Raw genomic sequence first — 1,760 nt, 5'->3', positions numbered from 1 at the left:
AGTTGTTTGGGTCGCGGTATTAAAATCAGGCGTGCACGCAACATTGGCAGGCTTTGCTATCGCATGGTTTATTCCGCTTTATCAAACAAACGACAACGGCTTAAGTTTGGCGAAAGAACTCGAGCATGACTTCCATCCCTGTGTAGCCTTCTTTATTTTGCCGATATTTGCGTTTGCCAATGCGGGTGTATCTTTAACAGGCTTAGGACTTGATGCCTTTATGAATACCACCACGCTTGGCATTATTCTTGGCTTATTCGTCGGTAAACAAATAGGCATATTCGGCGCTTGTTGGCTTGCCATCAAAATTGGCCTTGCGCGCCTGCCAAATGGTGCCACATGGGGGCAGTTATACGGTGTCTGCTTATTGTGTGGTATTGGCTTTACGATGAGTTTGTTTATCGGGTCTCTCGCATTTGAAGGCATCGAAGGCAATTACTCAGACAGTGTTAAGCTCGGTGTGCTTGCAGGCTCTTTACTCTCAGCCATTGTAGGATCAATCGTGATAAAACGTTATAGTGCTGCCGGCAATAAGGCCTAAACTTTTAATTCTTTTGACTATATAGCTGTTTTCTATAAGCTGCCGCTCAAAATTATGGTGTATGGACCGCGCCCTTTTGAAGAATTGAATAGCGGTAGTGAACATCCGAACGAATAAACTCTCCCTGTCGATCATCACGGCAGCCTTTGCTCTTTCATCTGGTACAGCAGGTGCAACAAATGGGTATTTCCGTCTAGGTTACAATGCGAACAGCATTGCAATGAGCTGTGCGTCTACTGCAAGAACTCAAGATGCTATTGCGGGTGCATCAAATCCAGCTCTTGCGCTCAACATCGACACGATTTAGATCGCAGCAATTGCAGCGTTTAACCCAGATCGTGGATTTACTGTTGAAGGCGGAAACCCTATGACAGCGATGCCTGGCGAGTTTGCTTTAACACCTCAAGACACGCGCTCAGAAAGCGATTGGTTTTATATCCCTTCATTCGGCTATAAGACTGACTTGAGCAATGATCTCGCGCTGAACGTTAACCTATATGCTAACAGTGGCATGAATACAGACTATGACGAGTCAGTATTCTATGCAGGCGAGACAGGCGTTGATCTATCACAAGTATTTTTAAACACTTCTATTGCATACAAGGTGTCTGAGAACACCAATATTGGTGACCAGCGTTTTAAAGCGAAAGGCCTTGGCAGCTTCGCAGGATTTTCACAAGATCCTATCGCAGACAGCGACAACTGGGCAAAAGGCAGAAATCCTTCGCTCCAGAGCCAAAATCAGCAAATCGAACTGGAAATGTCGCAACTTGAATTAATATTCGGTGCTAACTTCTAAGTTAGAACCAGTTCATAAAAACCCCGCTTTGCGGGTTTTTTTTATACCTATTTATTGACTTCTTTAAGCCAAAAACGAAACCTAGACTACCCTTCATGCACTCCGCATCGAATGGGCAAGGAGGGCCAATGTCGAACCTATTTTCTGATCTACCTGTTGTCATAATTGAGGACACCCCCACTAAGCAAGCTAAGTTAGATGGTTTGTTAGAAGCCTTAGGTGTCGAAGATATTCAAAGCTTTGACAATGGCCAAGAAGGTTTAAGTGCTCTCAGTCAGGGTAAAGACAAGATCATTTTATTCCTCGACCTCGTTCTACCTGAGATAAACGGCCAAGAAATACTGCAGCAGCTTGCTCGTAGCGGATTTAAAGGCTACGTGGTAATCAACAGCGTGTGTGAACGGCGAATTGTTCAAACAG

4 protein-coding genes are annotated in these 1,760 nt (G+C 44.6%); all 4 read left to right on the top strand.

The genetic code is table 11. The features are described from left to right. A partial coding sequence (locus A3738_RS28865; protein WP_197474119.1) for a Na+/H+ antiporter NhaA occupies nucleotides 1–541 on the top strand: 541 nt, incomplete at its 5' end. A gap of 97 nt (nucleotides 542–638) precedes the next feature. Then, nucleotides 639–848, top strand: a complete 210-nt coding sequence (locus A3738_RS28860; protein ID WP_068478267.1) for a hypothetical protein — start codon at nucleotides 639–641, stop codon at nucleotides 846–848. A gap of 60 nt (nucleotides 849–908) precedes the next feature. Further along, nucleotides 909–1,340 (top strand): outer membrane protein transport protein, encoded by a 432-nt coding sequence (locus A3738_RS28855; RefSeq protein WP_068478265.1) that lies wholly within the window; start codon nucleotides 909–911, stop codon nucleotides 1,338–1,340. A gap of 128 nt (nucleotides 1,341–1,468) precedes the next feature. Then, on the top strand, nucleotides 1,469–1,760 hold a 292-nt coding region (locus A3738_RS28850; protein WP_197474118.1), incomplete at its 3' end, for a two-component system response regulator.

The organism is Oleiphilus sp. HI0066, from assembly GCF_001635725.1.
This window is presented reverse-complemented; position numbering and strand designations above follow the sequence as displayed.

What these genes read in the sequence shown, in the direction of transcription:
- A3738_RS28855 (WP_068478265.1), top strand. Translation starts at nt 909, where the DNA reads ATGACAGCGATGCCTGGCGAGTTTGCTTTAACACCTCAAGACACGCGC.